This is a genomic window from Mammaliicoccus fleurettii, from assembly GCF_002018435.1.
Classification (GTDB): Bacteria; Bacillota; Bacilli; order Staphylococcales; family Staphylococcaceae; genus Mammaliicoccus; species Mammaliicoccus fleurettii.
The window spans coordinates 1-19,477 of the sequence record NZ_MWJM01000021.1 but is presented as its reverse complement, the minus strand read 5'-3'; the positions used below and the strand labels follow the sequence as shown (position 1 = coordinate 19,477).

General features: G+C 32.2%; 18 protein-coding genes. 6 read left to right on the top strand and 12 right to left on the bottom strand.

Annotation, left to right across the window (positions count from 1 at the left end):
• Positions 1-158 precede the first annotated feature (158 nt).
• The 7 genes from celB to B2G86_RS12030 all read right to left on the bottom strand — a co-directional run bounded on the left by celB (position 159) and on the right by B2G86_RS12030 (position 7,508).
• On the bottom strand, positions 159-1,514 hold the full coding sequence (gene celB / locus B2G86_RS12060; RefSeq protein WP_078358436.1) for a PTS cellobiose transporter subunit IIC: 1,356 nt from the start codon (positions 1,512-1,514) through the stop codon (positions 159-161).
• 22 nt (positions 1,515-1,536) lie between these two features.
• The gene (locus tag B2G86_RS12055; protein ID WP_078358435.1) at positions 1,537-2,040 is read right to left on the bottom strand and encodes a hypothetical protein; all 504 of its coding nucleotides are present in this window, start codon (positions 2,038-2,040) and stop codon (positions 1,537-1,539) included.
• Positions 2,041-2,054: 14 nt separating this feature from the next.
• A complete protein-coding gene (locus B2G86_RS12050; RefSeq protein ID WP_078358434.1) occupies positions 2,055-2,378 on the bottom strand; it encodes a PTS cellobiose transporter subunit IIA in 324 nt (107 codons plus the stop codon).
• Positions 2,379-2,391: 13 nt separating this feature from the next.
• Positions 2,392-4,380, bottom strand: coding sequence for a BglG family transcription antiterminator (locus tag B2G86_RS12045; RefSeq protein WP_078358433.1), 1,989 nt, complete (start codon positions 4,378-4,380; stop codon positions 2,392-2,394).
• 27 nt (positions 4,381-4,407) lie between these two features.
• Entirely contained in the window at positions 4,408-4,734 is a 327-nt protein-coding gene (locus B2G86_RS12040; RefSeq protein ID WP_078358432.1) for a PTS cellobiose transporter subunit IIB, read from the bottom strand.
• Positions 4,735-4,752: 18 nt separating this feature from the next.
• Positions 4,753-6,183, bottom strand: coding sequence for a 6-phospho-beta-glucosidase (locus tag B2G86_RS12035; RefSeq protein ID WP_078358431.1), 1,431 nt, complete (start codon positions 6,181-6,183; stop codon positions 4,753-4,755).
• Between the two features lie 410 nt (positions 6,184-6,593).
• Positions 6,594-7,508 (bottom strand): DUF7916 family protein, encoded by a 915-nt coding sequence (locus B2G86_RS12030; protein ID WP_078358430.1) that lies wholly within the window; start codon positions 7,506-7,508, stop codon positions 6,594-6,596.
• A gap of 154 nt (positions 7,509-7,662) precedes the next feature.
• Between B2G86_RS12030 and B2G86_RS12025 the strand changes: the two genes are divergently transcribed.
• Entirely contained in the window at positions 7,663-8,592 is a 930-nt protein-coding gene (locus B2G86_RS12025) for an ABC transporter substrate-binding protein (protein WP_078358429.1), read from the top strand.
• Positions 8,593-8,640: 48 nt separating this feature from the next.
• On the opposite strand, the gene adcA is transcribed toward B2G86_RS12025, so the two are convergent.
• Complete coding sequence (gene adcA / locus B2G86_RS12020; protein ID WP_078358428.1) at positions 8,641-10,182, bottom strand: zinc ABC transporter substrate-binding lipoprotein AdcA; 1,542 nt, start codon at positions 10,180-10,182, stop codon at positions 8,641-8,643.
• Between the two features lie 180 nt (positions 10,183-10,362).
• Here adcA and B2G86_RS12015 point away from each other — a divergent pair, with 180 nt between their 5' ends.
• Positions 10,363-11,304 carry a nucleoside hydrolase gene (locus tag B2G86_RS12015; protein WP_078358427.1) on the top strand — a complete coding sequence of 314 codons (942 nt, stop codon included), beginning with the start codon at positions 10,363-10,365 and terminating at the stop codon, positions 11,302-11,304.
• A gap of 68 nt (positions 11,305-11,372) precedes the next feature.
• Here B2G86_RS12015 and B2G86_RS12010 read toward each other — a convergent pair whose 3' ends face one another.
• The 4 genes from B2G86_RS12010 to B2G86_RS11995 all read right to left on the bottom strand — a co-directional run bounded on the left by B2G86_RS12010 (position 11,373) and on the right by B2G86_RS11995 (position 14,652).
• Complete coding sequence (locus B2G86_RS12010; protein WP_078358426.1) at positions 11,373-12,035, bottom strand: ABC transporter ATP-binding protein; 663 nt, start codon at positions 12,033-12,035, stop codon at positions 11,373-11,375.
• 12 nt (positions 12,036-12,047) lie between these two features.
• Positions 12,048-13,097, bottom strand: a complete 1,050-nt coding sequence (locus tag B2G86_RS12005; RefSeq protein WP_078358425.1) for an ABC transporter permease — start codon at positions 13,095-13,097, stop codon at positions 12,048-12,050.
• Between the two features lie 246 nt (positions 13,098-13,343).
• The gene (locus B2G86_RS12000) at positions 13,344-13,793 is read right to left on the bottom strand and encodes a DUF3995 domain-containing protein (RefSeq protein ID WP_078358424.1); all 450 of its coding nucleotides are present in this window, start codon (positions 13,791-13,793) and stop codon (positions 13,344-13,346) included.
• 43 nt (positions 13,794-13,836) lie between these two features.
• Positions 13,837-14,652 (bottom strand): metallophosphoesterase, encoded by an 816-nt coding sequence (locus tag B2G86_RS11995; RefSeq protein ID WP_078358437.1) that lies wholly within the window; start codon positions 14,650-14,652, stop codon positions 13,837-13,839.
• A gap of 111 nt (positions 14,653-14,763) precedes the next feature.
• Between B2G86_RS11995 and B2G86_RS11990 the strand changes: the two genes are divergently transcribed.
• The 4 genes from B2G86_RS11990 to B2G86_RS11975 all read left to right on the top strand — a co-directional run bounded on the left by B2G86_RS11990 (position 14,764) and on the right by B2G86_RS11975 (position 18,883).
• Positions 14,764-15,549, top strand: coding sequence for an arylamine N-acetyltransferase family protein (locus B2G86_RS11990; protein ID WP_078358423.1), 786 nt, complete (start codon positions 14,764-14,766; stop codon positions 15,547-15,549).
• A gap of 9 nt (positions 15,550-15,558) precedes the next feature.
• Positions 15,559-16,002 (top strand): MarR family winged helix-turn-helix transcriptional regulator, encoded by a 444-nt coding sequence (locus B2G86_RS11985; RefSeq protein WP_078358422.1) that lies wholly within the window; start codon positions 15,559-15,561, stop codon positions 16,000-16,002.
• 176 nt (positions 16,003-16,178) lie between these two features.
• Positions 16,179-17,165 carry a zinc-binding dehydrogenase gene (locus B2G86_RS11980; RefSeq protein ID WP_078358421.1) on the top strand — a complete coding sequence of 329 codons (987 nt, stop codon included), beginning with the start codon at positions 16,179-16,181 and terminating at the stop codon, positions 17,163-17,165.
• A gap of 308 nt (positions 17,166-17,473) precedes the next feature.
• Positions 17,474-18,883: a DHA2 family efflux MFS transporter permease subunit gene (locus tag B2G86_RS11975; protein WP_078358420.1), complete on the top strand. Its 1,410-nt coding sequence runs from the start codon at positions 17,474-17,476 to the stop codon at positions 18,881-18,883.
• Positions 18,884-19,477: the final 594 nt, after the last annotated feature.

Here is a 19,477-nt window from a genome sequence, read left to right as displayed (position 1 = left end):
ATATATTTTGTTAATACCCTAGAAAAACCAAAGGTTGATTACATCTAAAGATATTACACAAAATTATGGACTTGACTATTTTATCGGTCCAGAAACCCGAAATACCACATCAAATACAAAATGGCTGAGACAAATTTGTCTCAGCCATTTAATTCCCCTTATATTAAAGCGTCATTACCTTTTTCTTGTTCTACTAGTTTTTTATCATATATTTTAATGAATGGGAACCATATTAAGAATGCTACAAATCCACAAATAAGTGATACTAATACGGCCATTAGACTACCTGCTGTACCAATAAATGCGCCAAATCCTATAGGTGATGGCCATGGTACTTGTGCGATGATTGGTTGTACAAGTTCTAATTTGATTGTCCAGTAACCTATTGAAGCTGATACCATTGGTGCTAAGAAGAATGGTATTGCTAAGAATGGATTATAAACGATTGGTAAACCGAATACGAGTGGTTCATTGATATTGAATAAACCCGGTACTAATGAAGCTTTACCTAATACTTTCAATTGTTCTGATTTAGCTAAGAAAGCTATAAAGATACATAACCCTAATGTTGCACCTGAACCTCCCATTACAACGAATGAATTTTGGAATTCTCCTGCAAATGGGATGTTTGCGCCTTCTATATTTAGCTGCATATTTGTAAGTACGATTGGTGTAATAAATGCACTGATGATATTTGCTCCGTGAATTCCTACTATCCAAAGTGCATGTATTAAGAAGTATATAACTAAAATTCCTAACCAACTACTCGTCAAGTACACTACAAATCCAAATGGTACTGCAATTATTTTAAAGATATCCGTATTAAATGCTACTAAAATACCTGTGAAAGTTAGTATGACAAAAGCAACTAAGAATGCTGGTATTAAAGCTGTGAAGGATCTGGAAACACCTTCAGGAACTGCTTCTGGCATCTTAATAATCCATTGGCGTTTTACACATAATCTATATAATTGTACAGCGATGATGGACATTATAATAGCTGTAAATATCCCAGTCGTGCCAAGCCTACTTACACCATCCCCTGACATCTCCCAGCCATTAAATATGTTGACATCTTTTTTCATGATGTTCACAAGAACCATCTTACCGTCTTCCATTATTAATTGTGGTATTGCCATGAAAAATGCAAACATAGATAATAATGCACCGTTAAGCGGATTAACTTCTAAATCTTCTTCATCAGCATAAATTTTTGTGTATTCATAACCGATAACTAAACAGAAATACAATGCTAATATGCCCATTGTTGCCTTATTGGCTAACATGTATAAGTCACCAATTTTTAAAAAGGTACTATTCCAAAATCCTTCTAAAAACGTAAAGGTTTGCGGTATAACATTTAATACTAAAAACATCGAACCAACAATTGTAAATGGTATACAAGCCATACCAGCAGCCATGATTGCTCTTACAATTCTAAATGAAGCTATTTTCCCCATTGGACCCATTAAATACTTCTCTAAAAAAGCAAAAACTTTATTTTCTGATTCCATAACCTAGACCCCTTTTCTTTGTTTAGTTCATTGCATTTTCAAACCTTTGTAATCGTTTATAATGCCAATCTTTGTTATGTCGAATATTATATAATCTAAACAAAATGAAACCACTAACGGCTAATCCTCCGACAAGTACACCAGCTACAATTAACCTTGAACTCGTTTGGTCGACTATAAATGGATATAAATATTGAAATAAAGGTGTTAATAATATTATTGGTATTAATGCTACATTGACCGCGAATAAACTTAAAAAGCAAGACTGTGTATATTTAACATTGTTCGAATGATTACCATACATTCGCACTTGCTCTGCAACACTTATTAAAATGATGATCATTAGTACAAGTGGTATGACCAAAGTTAATGAGCGACTCATCACAAGTGTAAAAAACCAATATAGATTTGAGAAAAAGAACAAAGCTGACATATATCTGATTAATAAAAATCGATTAAAGTACATTGCTTTAAGACTTGTTTCTTTTCTATTTTTTTCAAATTCCACTTTTGTTTTTTTATCCATTTTTTATCCCTCTTTTAAAGTGCATCATTTACTTTTTTATATAAGTGAAGCATCTCGATAGCTACTTCTCTTAAAGTCATTGTAGTCATAAGATGATCCTGAGCATGAACCATAATAATTTCCATATTAATGGATTCACCTGATGCATATTTTTGTAATAAATCAGTTTGAGATTGATGCGCTAAAGTTATTTCTTGATTTGCTTCATCTAATATTTGCTCAGCTAGCTCATAGTTATCCTCGCGCATATTTTTAAAAGCATCATGTATATTTGTACGCGCAGTACCACTATGTAAAATAATTTCAAACGCAACAACTTGAATATCTTCTTGTTCCATAAGCTAAACCCCTTTATTTATGATATTGACCGACCATATAATTTTTAAAGCTGTTATAATCTTTGCAATTCATGATTTCTGCTATTTTTTCATCAGAATCAATTAAATTAACGATAATATCAATAATCGTTTTGAGCTCATTGTCATTATATTTTGAAGGGGATAACATAATGACAAGTTTGATTTGTTGATGTTGTTCGTCCCAATACACACCATTAGGTACGAGCGCTACAGCTATGCTTGAATAATCGCCTACTGGTTGTGCAGTATGAGGAACAGCTACATCATCACTAAATACAACCGTACTCAATTCTTCTCTAAAATTGAGTTGCCTTCGCAATTTATCTTCAAAATCTTGCTCTTCTTTTAAACTCAATTGTTTAATTAAAAGGTCAAAAAGCGCCTCTTTCGTTATCGCCTCTTCAATATAATTAAATGAACTTTCATTACAATATTGGTTAAAGAACAAGCTATATTGTTCTGTTGCAACATTTTCTTCTAATGCATCATTATATGAAAATTTATTATCATGATGATGAATAAATGTATTTATTTTTTTAATATCTTGTTCGTTAAGTAACACATTCACTTGAATAACTGGTACTTTAAACACAATTGTAGATAGATCAATAGATGAAATAATTAAATCAATATGTTCTAATTTTTCATCGGTTATTTCATAGTAGCTAATTACATCGACTATATTCATTTGTAAACTAAATTCTCTTTCAGCTCTGACTTTGAGCATTTGAGCACTTCCATAGCCTGTCGCACAAATCACTAGCACATTTAACTTTTCACGCTGGTAATATTTTTCAATTGCTGCTAGTAAATGTAAAGTTAAGTATGCCCATTCTCCATCGCTCACTTCTTGATTTTTCAGTTCTTCTAACTCTCCAAAATATGTCTTAGTCATAGTAAGTGATGATTCATTTTGCGCTTTAATATCATGTAATATTGGATTTTCTAAATGAAATTTATTCTGAATGCGCTTTATTAATGGTTCTAAATGTGTAACTAAACCATATAAAAGTTGACTATCAGACGACATCGGAAACCCTAAATCTTTTTCTATTTTATTTAATATTTTTGACACTCTCTGTGATAAGTCACTCTGAGCGTCTTGATTTTGAAGTTGAGAACCCTTAGTCATAATGTGCAAGCTGATGTATTTAGCTTCTTCTTCTGGAAATGATATTTTATAAATTCGTTCAACACGATTTAGAATTTTTCTTGCAACTGATAATTCATTTTCAGTTAGTACTTCTTCATTTGAAGTGATTGTCTTCAAACTATAACCATCTAATAATCGTCTAATCATGAGCCCAAGATGTAACACTAGATTTTGAAGTATATAATCTGAAAGGTATACTTTAGATTCTCTCGTCTCATCAACTACAATGATCGCCAATTCTTCCATATTGATTTGTAGTAAAAGTGGTGTTTCTTGAAAATATTTATTAATAGAATGAAAGAAATGATTTCCTAAGAAATAATCCATTATAAAATGACGTTTATCTCTTTCATCCCCTTCAATCGCTATACCATGCTGTTGCTTGCTCACAATCCCTAGATTATACTGAGCAATAATATTTTTAATAGATGCAATATCTTGAGAAACTGTAGACCTTGAAATATATAATTGCTCACTTAGTTGCTCAATCGTAATACTTACCTTATTAAAAAGTAACAAGTTTAAAATGTAATACTGTCTATCTTTAGAATCATTGATATTTTCTTGCTCTGGACCATTTTTAGATAAATAACGTTTTAAAAAATTTTCAAATTCTATCATTAAGTCTATTTTGAGTTGGTATCCATACCCTTGCTTAGCAATGAGCGTTGCACCATTTTTTTCTACTTCAGGCTTTAATGTTTTGACATATTTTCTAATCGTTCTATCTGAGAGTTGTAGCATAGTCGCAATTTCTGAACTTTTAACAAATTCGTTGCGTCGTTGTGATAAATAACTGAGTATCTCTATTTCTCTTTGACTTAGCATAAGCTTCCCCTCATTTCATAGAGAGTATTATACCGTTTCTTCCATCCCTTGCAAAATTACACTCGCCAATTTTTCAATGCCCATTGGAATCGGAACATAAGCTTGTGGCGGTATATTAACGACTGGCTTATTCACTTTATCACCAGCTTCTTTTAATTTTTTGAAATACATTTTTGTTTGTGGACTTATTAAATATAAATCGAAAGATTGTTTTTCAATCATTCTTGCACCTTCATTTGCTGAAATTGCATCTACTTCAATATCATGTCCTTGTTCTTTTAAATAATTTGTTGTTTTTTTAGCCATTAAAGACGATGACATCCCTGCTGCACATATAATTAAAGCTTTTTTCATAATAAAAACCTCCGTGTTTTATAATTTTTCGCCATTAGTAGCAATGACATTTTTATACCAATGGAATGAATCTTTTTTAGATCGATCAAGCGTTCCATTGCCTTCATTATCTTTATCCACATATATAAATCCGTATCTTTTCTTCATTTCGCCTGTACCAGCAGATACTAAATCAATGCATCCCCATGGTGTATAACCCATTAATTGAACGCCATCTTCATCAACTGCTTTTATAAATTGTTCGATATGTGTTTTTAAATATTCGATTCTATAATCATCGTGAACAATACCATCTTTTCCTAATTCATCAATTGCACCAAATCCATTTTCAACAATAAACAAAGGCAGATGATACATATCTGTAAACCAATTCATTGCATATCGTAAGCCTTCAGGGTCGATTTGCCATCCCCAATCAGAAGCTTTTACAAAATCATTTTTTACTAAATCACGTGTCTCAACATAATCATATTGTTCATTGGATTTATCATGTGAAATAGCAAATGACATATAATAACTAAATCCTATATAATCAACTGTGCCATTTTTTAAATCTTCTACATCTTGATCCGTAATATCTAAATCAAAACTTTTAGACTTAAAGTATTTTTTCATATATCCAGGATATTCACCGTGAACATGAACATCTGTGAAATAATATCTTTTTTGCATCGCTTTTTGAGCCATGAGCACATCTTTAGGATTACAAGTTGCAGGATAAATTGGACACATCGCAATCATGCAACCAATTTCAAAGTTTGAATTAATTTGATGACCAATTTTAGTAGCTTGAGCACTTGCTACAAGTTCATAGTGTGCAGCTTGATACATAATTTGTTCTCTATTTTCACCGGCTTCGTATTTCACACCTGAATTTGTAAATGGTGCGAAATCTTCATCATAATTTGCTTGATTGTTAATTTCGTTAAAAGTCATCCAATACTTTACTTTGTCTTGATATCTTTCAAAACAGACAGTCGCAAATCGAACAAAGAAATCAACGACCTTTCTATTACGAAATCCTCCATATTCAGTTACTAAGTGATATGGTAATTCAAAGTGTGACAATGTTACGACTGGTTCAATTCCATATTTAAGACATTCATCAAATAAGTCATCATAGAATTTCAGCCCTTTTTCATTTGGTTCTTGATCATCTCCATTTGGAAATATTCTTGACCAAGCAATTGAAGTTCGGAAACATTTAAAGCCCATCTCATGAAAAAGCTTAATATCTTCTTTGTATCGATGATAAAAATCAATCGCTTCATGGTTCGGATAATTTTTACCTTCTATAACCCCATCCGTTATTTCTCTATGTTTCCCATGAGATGCTGCTGTCATTACATCAGCAACACTTATACCTTTACCATCTTCTTGCCATGCCCCTTCAAGTTGGTGTGCTGCAACAGCGCCTCCCCATAGAAAATCATTCGGTAGTTTTGACATTCAATATTCCTCCTTTAACCAAACTTTTCTTAATACACTTTTATTGTAAACGCTTTCATTATAGAGTAGCATCTTGAAAAGTTCCGTAGTATTACGGAAATGCATGATATTTAAGTAGAACTGTTTTGAATTTGATTATTGGTTTATGGGGTTTTCGGGTCGCTAATTTTATTTATCGGCCTGTATTTCGTGTTTTCGGGTCGCTAATTTTTTTTATCGGCCTGTATTTCGTGTTTTCGGGTCGATAAATTTTTTTATCGGCCTGTATTTCTCGTTTCTGGACCGCTAATTATTTTTATCGGTCTGCATTTCTCGTTTCTGGACCGGTAATTTTTTTTATCGGTCCAGAAAATACATATCTTTCAATAAATGAAAAAAATCCAACTGCCTCTGCAGTTGGATTTTTCATATTATCTATTTATAGATCTTGATATTCTAGATACTGTATGTCGCTGACCTCTTATGGCTTTACTCATTGCATATATATTTTCTACTGGTGCTAAGCCGCCATAACCGGCATCACCGATATGTTGTATATCCACACCGAGTGTTTTATTTTTAATTGCGATTTCTCTTATTGTAGCTTCATCTGATCCTTCTTGTGATGTTCCGATTGCGCTCATTACGAGGGCTCCACTACGATGTGCTACTTGAACTGCCTCACGCACTTCGTCTTCACTTACACCCCAGACAGTTCCTACAGCAGGTACTAATATAATGTCTGCACCAGCTTCCACAAATTGTTTAATTGCCTCTAAATTAACAACTGGCTCATCTACACCTGAACCATGCATTTTTCCTGCAATAATTAATCCATCAAAATGTGTTTTCCCAATTTTAACCGCTTCTAAAATATGTTCGTTTGTTACACCAGTTGCTGGATTACCAGTTAAACATACAAAATCAAAGCCTAATTTTTTAGCTTGTTCAAAAGTTTCTTTTGTCGCTTTTCTACCAGAAGATATATCTAGTTTCACTTCGGCCATTTTTGCTTTATCGTCAACTGGTTCCAAGTTAACCCCGATTGGTCTACCTACAAGATGTTTCAAATCTTGAACAGCATTTCCAGTCCCTTTATATTCTTCATTATATAACCCTTGTATATCTGGTTCTATAACATCTAAAGCATTCAACAGTATCATATCTGCTCCGAAAGCAGATGCCATTTCTGCATTTGTTATATCTTGTACTAAAGCTGGCATATGTACAACAACATTTTCACTCAATACTGTTCTACCTTCACTCGCTTTAATACTTTGTTTTAATTCTTCTGTAGAAAATCCCGAAATATCTGAAGCATTTGCACTAATTAATCGTTTAACCAAATTCTTCACCCCTTTTATTTATATACAAGGTAAAGATATAGATATATCGAATCAAAGTCAAATATATATAAATAAGGTATTGAATTTTGAAGATTGCTTGATATAATTTAATTGATATTAATTATCATTATCAATTAAATAGGAGGTTTATATTATGAAAAGATTGATAACATTTTGTTTATGTTTATTATTATTCTTGGCTGCTTGTAACAGTATAGATACTAAAGAAAAATCGCCAGAAGCAGAAACAAAATCAGATTCATCATCAAAAACAAAAGTATTTAAACAAGATGATGGTGAAAAAATTAATATACCTAAAAATCCAAAAAGAATCGTTGTATTACACCCTACCTACATCGGTGCTTTAGTTGAGTTTGGTCATAAACCAGTAGGAGTTATTGATTTTGTTAAACAAAATCAAACTTTAGCTGAAGCGACTAAAGGGGCTAAAATGTTAGGCCAAAATAATGTAGAAGATGTTGCTAAAACAAAGCCAGATTTGATCATCACAACTAAAGAAGATAAAAACATCAATAAATTAAAAAAAATTGCGCCAACTGTACAGATGGACGCAATGAAATCAGATTACAAATCTGCTACTAAAGAGCTTGGAGAAATTGTGAATGAACAAGATAAAGCGAAAAAATGGATTAAAGAATGGGAAAATAAACTAGAAGAAGATAAAAAAACATTAGGCTATAAAGTAGACGAAAAAACAATTACAGTCCTTCAATCAACGCCAAAAGGTCTTACAGCTTTCGGTAAAAACTATGGACGCGGAACAGAAATTGTTTACGGTGGTTATGGTATGACTCAACCTAAAAAATTAGAAAAAGAAACTAAAAATGCTTATATGACAACATTATCTGAAGAAGTACTTTCTGATTATACAGGCGATTACATTATCCTAGCAACAATGGGTGAAACTCCACAATTTACTCAAACAACTAACTGGAAAAACCTTGATGCAGTCAAGAATAATCATGTCATAAAATTAGACTTACAACAAACTCAATATAATGATCCAATTTCTCTTGAAAAACAAAGAGAAGTAATATTGAAACAATTAAAAAAAATGAAATAAATGCTAAAAAAGAACCTGAGACAAATTAATGTCTAGGTTCTTCTTTATTTAATGTGCCAACATTTCTTCTTTTACTTCATCCTTAGAAAGTTTTGAAGGGTAATATGTCGGCCAGTTGTCTAGCTCTTTAAGTACTTTATCTTTGTCATCGCCTGCAAATATATGGAAATGAACTGCTTTTTTAGGATAAATGTTATGATCGCTAAATTGTACATATTTTGGTAAATCCTCGCTTGATTCGCCTTTTAATTTAAAGCTATATCTCACGCCTCTATTACCTTTTTCATACTTTAGAATGTCATGTCCATCATATTCGTATTCTCCAGTTGTTGTATGGCCATTTTTAGTGAAACTGATCTTGTTGTCTGCTATTTTTATGTTTTCTATATCTGTTTTATAACCTTTATCGTAGTATTCTTTAAATTCTTTTGCTGACATGTCACCATCTTCAGCTTTATGTTCAAATACTTCATCAAGTGTGCCGTCTTTTAAATATGGATAAACGGATTGCCAGTCTCCTTCATAATCTGAAAGTTTACGGTCTTTAACTTGCTTGTCTTTAAAATAACCTTGTTCAATTGCTTTATCATGTGCTGAATCTTTTTTACCATCGTTAGTTTTAATTTTATCGTTTAGTGATTTTTCGATGCTTTTAATATTTTCTTTCATCAGTTTCTGATAAGAAAGGTCTTTTTCATTTAATTGTTCTTTCGTTAATGATTCCATATTGCTAAATGAAAGTGGCTTAGCATCTGTTTCTTTTCTAATCGTGTCAGTTATTTTAGATGAAATATTGTTTTCATAAAGAATATATTTTGCATCTGTATCTTTAATTTCTTTTACGATTTTAGTTAATTCTTTTTGAGAAGGATCTTCTGCATTCATACTTTGGACACCTTTTTGAACAAATCCATAACGATTCGCTAAATATCCAATAGACTCATGTGAAATAAATACTGTATGACCTTGGTGACCTTTCGTAATATCTTTCATTTCTTTATCAATATCAGTTAAATCTTTATTTAATTTCTTAAAGTTTTTCTCATAATATTTTTTATTATCAGGGTCTTTTTTAACTAATTCATCTTTAATACCTTTAATCATTTCTTGGTTAAGTTTAGGGTCTAACCAAACGTGTGGGTCATATCCACCGTGATGATGCCCTTCATGTTCGTGATCATGGTCGTGTTCTTTTTCATCACCGTGTTCATGTTGATCAGTTAATAATGCTGATTGATCGATACTATTTTGAAGAGATAGTTTTTTATCATCTTTTTTAATAGTTGATGCTATTTTCTTAGCTACAGCATCTAAATCGTCACCAGTATATACAAATAAATCCGCTTTACTCGCATTTAAAATATCTTTTTGAGTTGGTTCATAACTATGTAAATCTGTACCTGCTGGATAAATTGATTCAACTTCTACGTGTTTGCCACCAATCTGTTCTATGAAAGATTTTAGTGGGTAAACTGTCGTTTTAACCTTTAATTTATCTGAATCATTATCTTTGTTGCCAGTTTGGCTACACGCGGCCAACACCATTGTAAGAACAAAGACAATTGATAGTATTCCTGTCCATTTTTTCATCTTGTACACTCCTTTTATAAATAGTAACTGTTACGATTTAAAATTATATACTCTAATTTATTAAAAGACAAGACTTATTTTTAATTAGCCTACATTATTCTATAACGCGTTTATTTTGTTAACATGAAACCGCTTTAGTATAATGAATAAGATGAAATTATTAAAAAAGGACGTGGTTGAATGGTACAAAATAGAAAAATCATCATGGATTGTGATCCAGGTCACGACGATGCGATTGCATTAATAATAGCTGGTGCCAAGTCAAGCTCATTAGATATATTAGCTGTTACAACTGTTGCAGGAAATCAATCAGTTGATAAAAATACAAGAAATGCATTAAATGTGTTAGATATTATGAATCGAGGAGATATACCTGTTTCAACAGGAGCTGATAGACCTTTAATCAAGGAAGCAGCATTTGCAGAAAGTATTCATGGAGAAAGTGGTTTAGATGGTCCTCAATTACCAAAAGTGCCAAATTTAAAAGAAACAAACGAGCATGGCGTAAACGTTATAATTGATCAAGTATTGCAAAGTAATGAACCTATTACTTTAGTAGCAACAGGTCCACTAACAAATATTGCAATGGCACTGATTCAAGAACCTAAAATAGCAGACAATATACAAGAAATTGTTATTATGGGTGGTGGTACATTCGGAAATTGGACACCAACTGCAGAATTTAATATTTGGGTAGATGCAGAATCCGCTAAAAAAGTATTTAAAAGTGGCATTCCAGTTGTAGTCTTTGGTTTAGATGTAACGCACCAGTTATTAGCAGACGATGCTGTAATCAATCGCTTTAACAAAATAGATAATAAAGTATCAGATTTTGTCGTGGAATTATTGAAATTCTTCAAATCAACGTATAAAGAACAATTCGATATGGATGGCGGTCCTATTCATGACGCTTGTACAATATTATATTTATTAAATCCAGAAATATTTACATTACAAAACACATATATCCAAATCGAAACAGATAGTGCGTTAACATATGGAACAATGTCAGTCGATTTGAATAATACGTATCAAAAAGAACCTAATGCAAAATTCGCTACAGAAGTAGATGTTGATTTAGCATGGGACATTATGGAACAAGCATTACGAAGCTATCAATAATCATAAAATTAAAAGCAGTAGAAGATGCAAAGACAACAAACTTGTCCAACATTCTTCTACTGCTTTTATTATTGTTCTTTTAATTCTCCATCGACCATTTTAAAGACTTTATCACAATATGTTGTTAATCTTTGATCATGTGTCACAATAATACATAATTTATTAAGTTCTTTAGTTTCTTTTTTTAATATTTCCATTACTTCTATTGCATTTTCCGTATCTAATGAAGCTGTTGGTTCGTCTGCGAGTATAATTGAAGGATTGGTATATAACGCTTTTGCAATGGCTACTCTTTGTTTTTGTCCACCTGATATTTCATTTGGTAATTGCGTTAATATGTTATCTAGTCCAAGTTGTTTTAATAGCCTTGAATGCTCTTCTTTATTCATCACATCTTTTTTTACTTTTTTAAGTAACTCAAATTGTTGTTGTACAGTTAGAAAAGGGATTAAATTGCTAGTTTGTAATATAAAACCGATTTCTTTTAATCTCAGTTTAGAAAGTTGTTTTTCATTAAATTGATTAATTTCTTGTCCATTTAACGATATCATGCCTTCTGATGGTAATTGTAATGCGCCAGCCATCGTTAAAAGTGTACTCTTTCCAGAACCTGATGGCCCAATAATAGCTACGAGCTCGCCTTTTTCTAAATTAAAATTTGTCGCTTTTACAGCTTCAATTGTTCTATTACCGTCTTTAAATGATTTACTTACATTTTCAAATGTTAACATGACAAGCTCCTCCTAACCTATTACCTTCAGTGGTTCTACTTTTCTAATACTTAATACCGAGAATAAACTTCCTAAAATTGCTACTAATATTAATACAATTCCGTATATAGACATCGTTAAATAATCAAATTTAATCGGCACTGCTTCAGGTAAAAAGGCACCCGTTAAAACTGTTAAGCCAAAACCTATCAATGTACCTATTAAAGCAATAATAATTGTTTGACTCATAACCGATTTTGCTAAGAAGCCATTCGTTAATCCTTGTGCTTTTAATACGCCAAATAAGTTTCTCTTTTGTAATGTAATTATGTACAAGAAAATACCTATAACCATTGCGGATATAGCAAATAGAAAGACAATCATAAATGTTAACGTTAAATTCTGAGCTTGGTAACCAGGTAATTTAGTAACAAAATCTTCTATTTCAATCACTTCTAAATCTTTATTTAATTGCGCATCTTTCCAATTTTTATCTTTAACTACAAGTGCATTGATTTTATCCCCTTTAAACATGGGATTTAATTTGCTAATTGTTTCATCATTCGTAAACAATACAGGTGATGCATTAAATTTAGAACTTTCTGAGAATCCTACTATTTTTAATTTCTCATCACTATTCGAAAGTGATAATTCATCTCCTATTTTGAAACCTTTTGTCTTCAAAGTATGATCTGCTACTACTTCATTATTTTTCTTGAAAAGTTTTCCATCTTCTAGCTTAGGCATAAGGAAACCTTTCGCATCAATTCCAAATACAGTAGCATTTTCTTTTAATTTCCCATCAGTTGCAATAACAGCTGTTTGTTTTAAACCTTCACTTTTATCGAATTTTCCATTGATATCGTCAGTATTAACAGAAGATTGCGCAACCGTTTGATTGGCATCTTTATTTAAGACAATTGCATCTGCCTTCCAAATATCAATCGCTTCCCTATTCATATTCATCAAGCCATTTGCCAGCCCTGATAATAAGAACAGCAAGTAGCTAATCATAATCAGGACGCCAATAATAAGCCCGAACTTTATCTTATTTCTTCTCATTTCATTCCAAGCTAAGAACATATATCCATTCCTTTCTATAAGACAATAATCAACTGATTTTAGTCTTGCTAATTATAGCACTATAAAAAAAATAAATAAAACACCCTCAATCCGAAAAAATCCAGATTGAGGGTGCTAGTAAGTATAATTGAGATATTGTAGTTTGCTGTTTTACGAGCCGAATCGCACGATATCCCGAAAGTCTTCGTGCGTTTAATCTAAGTATTTACCAATATGTTCCTGATTCAAACTATCTGACTAACCGCTTCATACAACATTATTCCTTTTGCTCTTTTTTAGCATCTTCACATATCCAAACAACCCTATTCCCCATAATAAGAACAATGGGTCCCAGACGAATGCTTGTCCAAATGCTGTGTAATAGTTATGAATTTCTATTATTTTAAACATTTTTAGCCAACCTATTAATGTATTTAAACCGCCATACAATATAAGTACTACACTACCGACTAAAGATACGTAATATATTCTTTTATCGAAATGATTTGTTAAGGTCAGTGGCATGATTGTTGCTAAAAATTTAACTACTGCAACGATTAATAACGCTATATTTATCCAAATTCCGTAATTTGCACTTAATGTAAATACCCAAGTACCTACTGTTGTTAACCCTGCTTCTCCACCAAATCCCCAATATAACGAGAACAGTGAATGTACAATTCCTGCTATGACAAATAATGATATATACTTTTTCATCTTATCACCTATTTTAATCATTTAAATTCTTTGAAGTATGTTTTTATATTTCAATAATTTGTATAGTATGCTTCATCTCTGTTTCCAAATCTTGTGTTCTCCACTCTCTTTGATATCCTAAACATGGACATATATACTGAACGCCACTTTCTTCTATTATACTTCGAAAATGAACGTGCCCCATAATACTATACTTGATTGGATATGTTTCATAAAATTGGTCAAAGTCAGAAGTGCCTATAAACGCATTAAAATAATCAAATATTCTATGTGGCATTGGTACTGCAAATCTTTTATGTGTAACGATATGTGTCATCAAAATAATATTTTTATCTTTTACTTGTTCTAAATCATTTTTAACAGAGGTTGCTGCTAACTTAGACATTTCTAGATCAGATTTTCCCCAATCTATATGTTCTTTATCTAACCACGTTGAGCCATAATATTTTCTTCGTTCTAATCTTTCTAGACTAAACTTTTCATGGTCTGCAAAGCTATAATCGTACCAACCACTATGGCCTACAATTGCCCAATCATCATTGATAATATATGGATTACCAATAATACTCTCAGGTTGCGACTTATAATGTTCAAAAATTTCATAAGAAGATTTATCATCTTGTTCACTTTTCCAATAATCATGATTACCAGGGATAAACAAGACATCTATATTTGAATGGTGTTTTACATTTTGAACAAATTGAACCGTTTGTAAATAATGATTTGAAACATCTCCCGCAATGAGTAACATATCCAAATTCAGACGTTTAATTTCGTTCGTTAAAATGTATTCAAAATCTTGCGGATAATAATCTTTACTTCTATCTATATGCAAATCTGAAATAGCACCAATTCTCATATGCATTACCTAGCTTTCTATAATGTAACCGTATAATATCAATTTTATATTAACATATTCTATGCATATATCCTTTATAATAGAATTGACAAATTTAATGGAGGTACTACTTTGGACATTCAACAATTTGAAAATTATTTAAAAATAGATACTAATAAGTTTAATAAAATAAATCTCGAAAGTTTAAACCATTATATTAAAAGATTTATGTACACCGTGCCCTTTGAAAATATAAGTGTACAGAATGAAACACCTATTTCTGTAGATATTAATGATTTATTCAACAAAATTGTCCATCAACATCGTGGTGGCTTTTGTTATGAAATGAACACCCTATTTCAACATTATTTAACAGAAAAAGGCTTTGAATTAGATCGAATATCAGGTACAGTCCATACACCAGATGATAGTTGGAGTAGAGATGGTTCACATATGACTACACTCGTTCATTTAGATAAATCTTATATAGTAGATGTCGGGTTTGGAGATTTACCAACCGAAGCTATCCCTGTTTCAAGTCAAGATGACGTGCATATTATTAATGACACTAATGGAAATTATTGTGCCATTTTAGATGATTCAGGCGTTATACATCTTCAAAAACAAATAGCTCAAAACCATTGGCGTACTTCATACAAGACAAATGATATACCTAGAGAATGGGACTTTTTCATTGATCATTTAGACTTTAACGAACATAATCCAAATTCGATATTTGTTCAAAAGTTAATTATTACAATTCCTAAACAATATGGTAGAGTAAGTATGTCTAACGAACATTTAACAATCACGACCCAAAATGATAAACAAAAAGAAGCCGTCACACATGATAATTATAAATTTCTATTAAAAAAATATTTTGGAATAGATGAGAAGATCACTATATTAGAAAGTTGAGGAATAAATTTGATATCTAATAATGAATTACAAGACTTAGATTTATTTGATGTATTGAGTGAACGCCATGGCATAGTCCGTACACATATCGAAAAAATGTGGAATGACACACACGACATACACATCTCTAGTTCAGAATGGTATATTATGGCTAAAATATATAAACATAAACGAAACATAGCTTACATCACTCAACATGTAACAATATCAAGACAAGCCGTACACAAATTCGTAAAACAATTAAACCAAAAAGGACTCATCGATATTCAAGACGTAGACGGTAATAAAAAAGAAAAATCCATCCAACTAACAGCGCTCGGTGAATCATGCTTCTTAGAAAGTAAACAACACAAAAAAATAATAGAAGAGCAGCTCAACACAGCAATTGGCAAAGAAAACGTAGATAAATTAAGAGACATATTGAAGATGGATTGGGATATAGAGAATTCTTAAGCCTAGTATTTGCAGAAACTAAAAAGACGGCAGCTTATATAAATGACTATATTATTGTTTCAAATGTCTACTTAGTTACCTAAAAGTGCCTACTTCTTAATATTTTTATTTGGTACTACGATAATTATGAACTTACTTATTCACAAGATGATTATTAAATTGGAGGGAATTAATTTATGAAAGCATGGTTAATAGAATCAGCCGGAGACATAGATAAAATGTTTTGGGGTGATATCCCAGATGTTCATGCTGAAAATGGACAAATCGTAATTAAAGTAATGAGTACAGCACTTAATCCTGTTGATTATCAGGTAATTGAGTCTTCTGGAAACAAAAATTGGTCTTACCCTCACTACGCTGGCGTTGACGTAGCTGGAGTAGTTACTGAAGTTGGCGATAACGTTACAAACTTTAAAATTGGTGATGCTATTGCTTGTCACATGGATTTAAATAAAAAAGGAAGCTTCACAGAATACACTGCTGTGGACGCTAATACTGCAGCTAAAATACCTGAAAATGTTTCTTTTGATCAAGCTGCTGCAATATTGTGTGCGGGTTTAACTGCATACCAAACTATTTATCAAAAATTAAATACTTTTCAAAAGAAAAATATATTGATTCATGGTGGAGCTGGCGGAGTTGGCGGTTTCGCTATTCAACTGGCGAAAGAATTAGGTTTAAAAGTCATAACTACTGCTTCACAGAATAATCATGCTTGGTTAAAAGAACTAGGTGCAGATGTAGTAATTGATTATAAAACTGAAAGTGTTACAGAACGCATTAAAGAAGAAACAGATGGAAATGGTGTAGATTTAATATTTAATACTATAAGTAAACATGAAGCGACAAAAGATTTAGATAGATTAGCTTTTTCAGGACAACTAGCATATATCGCGGGTGCACCTGACTTAACTAATGTCAAACCATTTTCTCTTTCGCCTTCAATACACGAAGTTGCATTAGGAGCAGCTTATTCAGCAGGTACGTTAAAAGCTAAACAAAACTTATCTTTCATGACTAATGAAATGTTACAAAAAGTTGCACAAGGTTTTCTTGATCCAATGGTTAGTAAAATACTTTCAAAAGACGATTTACCTGCTGGTCTAAAAGAATTAAAAAAACGTCATGTTAGAGGGAAAATAATCGTTAATATGCAATCATAAAAGTTTACTTTAATAAATAATTTTAACAGGCTGGGACAAATTAATTGTCTCAGCCTGTTATGATATTGGCAGTTAATGACTAGATTGTTAATGAACTTATTTTAAACATTTTATTTTCGTAAACTTGGTTGACAATATACGCGTTATTCTGCTAAAGTAAGTAAGTTGTTATTTTTGAAAACAAGTGTTACAGAAATATATACAAATACTAATATCACTATGCTTTTGCTAGTTGCATATGCTCTCAGCAAAATATTAATACACAACAATTGTGTATTCACTAGTAAAAGGAGATTAAAGATTTTATTATGATAGCAGAAGTACAAGTCAAAAATCCAAAAACGATGGCCCTAATATTAATGTTAGGTGCTTTTATTGGTTTATTTGGAGAAACAGCATTAAACATGGGTTTAACGAACGTAATGCAAGATTTTGATATAAATGCACCAACTGCTCAATGGTTAACGACTGGTTATTTATTAGTCCTTGCTATACTCGTACCAATCTCAGCCTATTTAACACGTTGGTTTACAACGAGACAACTTGTATTAGGTGGATTTATTATTTCATTTATTGGTACATTATTTGCAGCATTTTCACCAATATTTGCTGTATTAATGCTTGGTCGTGTGATACAAGCTGTAGGAACGGGTATTATCTTACCTGTTATGATGACAGTTATGCTTAACATTTTTCCAATAAACAAACGTGGTGTTGTTATGGGAATTATGGGATTAGTCATTACTTTAGCACCAGCTATTGGTCCAACTTTATCAGGCATAATTATTACAACATTAAGTTGGCATTTCATTTTTTGGTTTAGCGCAATATTTTATGTTATTTTAGCGATCATTGCATTCATTAACATAAGTAATGTTTCGGAAATCACGAAACCAAAAATTGACTTTATCTCAATCGCTTTATCAACAATCAGTTTCGCAGGTTTAATATATGCTTTAAGTACAATGGCAGAAATATCTATCACTTCTCCAATTGTATGGTTACCATTACTTATAGCTATAATAGCTTTAATTCTATTCAGTTCTCGACAAACGAAAATGAAAGAACCAATGATAAATTTAACAGTATTTAAACACCCGATGTTTACCTTAGGTATTATTATGATTTTCTTATTAATGCTTGTTATTTTATCAACAGCCATTTTATTACCTATTTATTTAAAAGGAAGTTTACTATTATCAGCAGCATTAGCAGGTCTAGTGTTATTACCAGGTAATGCTACAAACTTCGCATTATCACCAGTAATAGGATCACTATTCGATAAATACGGTGCAAAATACTTTGGTATAGCTGGATTTTTAGCAATACTAATTGCAAGTGTAGGATTTACAATCGTCATTTCAGCAACAACACCCGTTTGGATCATTCTATGTTTATTCATCGTATTATTTATAGGCGTAACAATGGTTATGATGCCAGCACAAACAAACGGCTTAAATCAACTTCCACCTCAGTTATATGCAGATGGATCAGCAGCAATGAACACATTAATGCAAGTAGCAGGTTCAGCCGGTACAGCATTAGCAATTACACTATACACAATCGGCCAACAACAAGTCACTGGAGGATCTAGTGATTTAGGCGAACGAGAAATCATCGCACACGGAATAAAATTTGTATTTTACTTTATAAGTGTCGTAGGTGCATTAGGACTTATCACATCATTATTTGTGAAAAAGCCAGATTTCAGTAAATAAGGGTTAAGAGCTGGGACAGATAAATTGTCCCAGCTCTTTTTTTGTATGGAGGAAGTGGAGGTGGGTGTTAGGTGCTGGGTTCGGGTGCTGGTGTGGATTCGGGGTTGGGCTGGTGGTTGGGTTCGGGGTTTGGTGTGGATTCGGGGTTGGGCTGGTGGTTGGGTTCGGGGCTTGGTCAGCGTAGGTCATGCGCTAACTGGCAGAATTCTGGATTATGCTCCTTAGATTGTTCTTACTGGCAGAATTCTGAATTGTGCTCCTTAGATTGTTCTTACTGGCAGAATTCTGAATTATGCTCCTTAGAAAGCTCTTACTGGCAGAATTCCGAATTGTGCTCCTTAGAATGCGCTAACTGGCAGAATTCCGGATTATGCTCCTTAGATACTAGTTCTTACGGACATTTCTCAGAATTTTGTCCCTAACAACACCTCTTACGGACATTTCTCAGAATTTTGTCCCTTACACTACCTCTTACACGGACATTTCTCAGAATTATGTCCCTTACACTACCTCTTACGAATATGTCCATATAATTGTGTAATAAAATAAGAGCCATATATAGCTCACTTTAGTACAATGTAATCGACGAAGAAA

Bases quoted from the DNA above. Each gene is read 5' to 3' on its own strand.
- B2G86_RS12045 (WP_078358433.1), bottom strand. From the start codon at position 4,380: ATGCTAAGTCAAAGAGAAATAGAGATACTCAGTTATTTATCACAACGA.
- B2G86_RS12050 (WP_078358434.1), bottom strand. From the start codon at position 2,378: ATGGAACAAGAAGATATTCAAGTTGTTGCGTTTGAAATTATTTTACAT.
- B2G86_RS11995 (WP_078358437.1), bottom strand. From the start codon at position 14,652: ATGAGAATTGGTGCTATTTCAGATTTGCATATAGATAGAAGTAAAGAT.
- adcA (WP_078358428.1), bottom strand. From the start codon at position 10,182: ATGAAAAAATGGACAGGAATACTATCAATTGTCTTTGTTCTTACAATG.
- B2G86_RS12035 (WP_078358431.1), bottom strand. From the start codon at position 6,183: ATGTCAAAACTACCGAATGATTTTCTATGGGGAGGCGCTGTTGCAGCA.
- B2G86_RS12010 (WP_078358426.1), bottom strand. From the start codon at position 12,035: ATGTTAACATTTGAAAATGTAAGTAAATCATTTAAAGACGGTAATAGA.
- B2G86_RS11975 (WP_078358420.1), top strand. From the start codon at position 17,474: ATGATAGCAGAAGTACAAGTCAAAAATCCAAAAACGATGGCCCTAATA.
- B2G86_RS11980 (WP_078358421.1), top strand. From the start codon at position 16,179: ATGAAAGCATGGTTAATAGAATCAGCCGGAGACATAGATAAAATGTTT.
- B2G86_RS12000 (WP_078358424.1), bottom strand. From the start codon at position 13,793: ATGAAAAAGTATATATCATTATTTGTCATAGCAGGAATTGTACATTCA.
- celB (WP_078358436.1), bottom strand. From the start codon at position 1,514: ATGGAATCAGAAAATAAAGTTTTTGCTTTTTTAGAGAAGTATTTAATG.
- B2G86_RS12015 (WP_078358427.1), top strand. From the start codon at position 10,363: ATGGTACAAAATAGAAAAATCATCATGGATTGTGATCCAGGTCACGAC.
- B2G86_RS12025 (WP_078358429.1), top strand. From the start codon at position 7,663: ATGAAAAGATTGATAACATTTTGTTTATGTTTATTATTATTCTTGGCT.
- B2G86_RS12055 (WP_078358435.1), bottom strand. From the start codon at position 2,040: ATGGATAAAAAAACAAAAGTGGAATTTGAAAAAAATAGAAAAGAAACA.
- B2G86_RS12005 (WP_078358425.1), bottom strand. From the start codon at position 13,097: ATGTTCTTAGCTTGGAATGAAATGAGAAGAAATAAGATAAAGTTCGGG.
- B2G86_RS12040 (WP_078358432.1), bottom strand. From the start codon at position 4,734: ATGAAAAAAGCTTTAATTATATGTGCAGCAGGGATGTCATCGTCTTTA.